The organism is Eudoraea sp. (assembly GCF_049665975.1).
Taxonomy (GTDB): Bacteria; Bacteroidota; Bacteroidia; order Flavobacteriales; family Flavobacteriaceae; genus Eudoraea.
Map to the genome: position 1 here is coordinate 1 of NZ_JBATGR010000526.1, position 3,538 is coordinate 3,538.

The following is a 3,538-nucleotide window of genomic DNA, read 5'->3' on the forward strand; positions in this document are numbered from 1 at the left end:
CCAGTAAGCGGCAGCGAACATTTTTTTAGCAGCTTTGATTCTCCTGATTTATTTGTATGCATCATGGCCACAATTATATTCTCTGCAGAAGCAACAAGATCCATTGCTCCACCCATGCCTTTTACCATCTTTCCGGGGATCTTCCAATTGGCAATATCTCCATTCTCCGACACTTCCATAGCTCCAAGAATAGTCAGATCAACGTGTTTTCCACGAATCATTCCAAAACTTGTTGCAGAGTCGAAAAAAGAAGCCCCGGGTAAAGTGGTAATGGTTTGTTTGCCCGCATTAATAATATCGGCATCTTCTTCGCCTTCATAAGGGAATGGACCCATTCCTAAAACGCCATTTTCACTTTGAAATTCAACGCTAATATCATCTCTGACATAATTAGCAACAAGGGTTGGAATACCAATTCCCAGATTGACATAATATCCATCTTTCACTTCCCTTGCAATTCTTTTTGCGATACCAATTTTATCCAGCATAATATAATCCTTAATTAGTATTTAGCTCCTCGATCTTACAGTACGTTGTTCAATTCTCTTTTCATATTGTTCCCCCTGAAAGATCCGTTGTACAAATATACCAGGGATATGTATTTCATTTGGATCAAGATCACCAGCCGGGACTAATTCTTCTACTTCTGCAACGGTTATCTTCGCGGCACCGCACATGCAGGGATTAAAATTTCGTGCAGTTCCTTTGAAAATCAAATTCCCGGCTTCATCGCCCTTCCAGGCTTTAACGAATGAAAAATTGGCCTCATAGGCGTGCTCCAGAACATACATTTTACCGTTAAAATCTCGTGTTTCCTTACCTTCTGCCACTTCGGTTCCATATCCGGCCGGGGTATAGAAGGCCGGGAAACCGGCTTGTGCCGCTCTACATTTTTCTGCAAGGGTTCCCTGGGGTGTTAATTCAACATCTAATTCCCCACTTAGCATTTGTCGTTCAAATTCGTCATTTTCACCTACATATGAGGAGATCATTTTTTTAATCTGATGTTTCTGCAGTAATAATCCCAAACCAAAATCATCAACTCCTGCATTATTACTAATACAGGTAATATCCTTTATTCCCAAACGAACGAGTTCAGAAATTGCGTTTTCAGGTATACCACAAAGTCCAAAACCTCCAAGCATAAAGGTCATCCCGTCTTCTACCCCTTGTAATGCTTCCTGAACATTGGCCACTGTTTTACGTATCATAAGTACTAAATTAGCTAATTAAAAGCGCTATTTCCTATTGCTACTAAAATACATTTTTAAATAAAAAATCCCGCTTTTTAGCAGGATTAGTTTAATTCGATAAATCTAGAATAATATCAATTTTTTTTAAAAATTAAAATCATCAAGGTCATCTTCAAGATTATCTTTTATTGGGTTTTCTTCATCTTTTTTATTACAATCAACATTGATAGTAAGCTCCTCAGGTATTGGAAATTCATCCTTAGAAATTCCCAATTCCTCATTTGCATAATTGCTCTTCATATATAAAGCCCATATGGGCAATGCCATAGAAGCCCCCTGGCCATATCTTATGCTCTTAAAATGTATAGCTCTGTCTTCTCCTCCAACCCAAACGCCAGTAACCAGATTAGGAACCATTCCCATAAACCAGCCGTCACTTTGGTTTTGTGTTGTTCCCGTTTTACCAGCAATCGGGTTTGTAAATTTATATGGGTAACCTGTGATTATTTCTTTATATACCGTTTGGTCTTTACCGGAAGTATGCCGTAGTCTGGTTCCTGAACCGCCTTCTGTTACACCTTCCATTAAATTAACCATTGCATAAGCTACCTCTTTACTCAGCACGTCTTTTGTTTCAGGAACGTATTCATAGAGAACTGTACCGTTCTTATCTTCAATTCGGGTAACCATCACTGGTTTTACATAAACACCCTGATTTACGAAAGCACCATAAGCACCTACCATTTCATATACATTAAAATCAGGTGTTCCTAAAGCAATTGAAGGGACTTCAGGAATTTCTCCGGTTAAACCAAGGTCTTTTACAATTGCTACAACAGGTTTAGGCCCTACTCTATCAATTAATTGTGCGGTAACCGAATTTACCGAATTGGCAAGCCCGCGCTTTAAAGTATACATCTTTCCGGAATATTTTCCATCAGCATTCTTTGGGCACCATGGTTCGGGGTTTCCATGTTTCCCCGCTTCAATACAATACTGACTATCCGGAAGTGAATCACAGGGTGATAATCTTAATTGATCAATCGCGGCAGCATAAACGAATGGTTTAAAGGTTGAGCCGGCCTGTCTTGCTCCCTGAATTACATGGTCGTATTGAAAATGTTTATAGTTAAGTCCGCCTACCCACGCTCTAACATGACCTGTTTGTGGTTCCATCGACATCATTGCAGCCCTTAAAAAGGTTTTATAATATCTTATGGAATCTAAAGGGGTCATAATAGTATCCTTCTCCTGGATGTCACTATTCCAATCAAATACTGTCATTTCCGTTTTTTCGGTAAAAGATGCCCTGATCTCTTTCTCAGATGCACCATTAGACTTCATGATGCGCCAGCGTTCCGAAGTTCTCATGGCACGCTCAATAATTCCGTTTGTTTCTTCAGAATTCAGGTCCAAAAAAGGTGCTGTTGCATTCCTATCCGGAGTATTTTGATGAAAAAACTCTTTTTGAAGTCGTTTCATATGTTGCTTCACGGCTTCCTCAGCGTTTTTCTGCATTCGGTAATCGACGGTTGTATAAACTTTAAGACCGTCTAAATAAATATTCCACCTATCTCTTCCGCCTTCTTCTAAAGGTTTGGGATTTTTTTCAATCCAATCTTTAAGAAACTTTTGCAAATACATTCTAAAATAGGTGGCGAGGCCATCCCCATGTGATTCCGGAGTAAAATTTATATCCATTTTTAAGGCCTGCAGTGAATCTCTTCCCTTTTCTGTAATAAAGTCATATTTAGCCATTTGACCCAATACGGTGTTGCGTCGATTCAATACTAATTCTTCTCTTCTGATAGGGTTATAGAGCGAAGAATTTTTTAACATCCCAACTAGTACAGCAGATTCCTCAGTCTTTAACTGAAGGGGTTCTTTTCCAAAATAAATTCTTGATGCCGAGCGTATTCCATCTGCATTATTAATGAAATCATAGGTATTTAAATACATAGCAATAATCTCTTCTTTGGTATATTGCCTTTCCAGTCGTATTGCTATTACCCATTCTTTAACTTTTTGGATAATTCTACCCGGGACTCCACCAGATATCCTTTTAGTAAAAAGCAGTTTGGATAATTGTTGCGATATAGTACTTGCCCCCCCGCGTTTTCCAAGGAATACTATCGCTCTTATTGTACCTATTGCGTCTATTCCGGAATGTTCATAATATCTTGCATCCTCTGTGGCAACTAAGGCATTTACCAGGTTCTGGGGCAGTTCATCATAAGACACGGGGGTTCTGTTGTCATCTAAATAAAACTTTCCAAGGGTTTGACCATCTGAAGAGATGATCTCGGTGGCCAAATTTGTCTGTGGATTCTCCAGTCGTTCAAAAG

3 protein-coding genes are annotated in these 3,538 nt (G+C 39.2%); all 3 read right to left on the reverse strand.

Annotated features, from left to right (window positions below; translation table 11 throughout):
* The coding region (locus WBN20_RS16570; RefSeq protein WP_424282487.1) for a 3-oxoacid CoA-transferase subunit B at nucleotides 1–488 on the reverse strand (488 nt) is incomplete at its 3' end.
* A gap of 21 nt (nucleotides 489–509) precedes the next feature.
* Complete coding sequence (locus WBN20_RS16575) at nucleotides 510–1,211, reverse strand: CoA transferase subunit A (RefSeq protein ID WP_424282488.1); 702 nt, start codon at nucleotides 1,209–1,211, stop codon at nucleotides 510–512.
* A 126-nt stretch (nucleotides 1,212–1,337) separates the two neighbouring features.
* The coding region (locus tag WBN20_RS16580; protein WP_424282489.1) for a transglycosylase domain-containing protein at nucleotides 1,338–3,538 on the reverse strand (2,201 nt) is incomplete at its 5' end.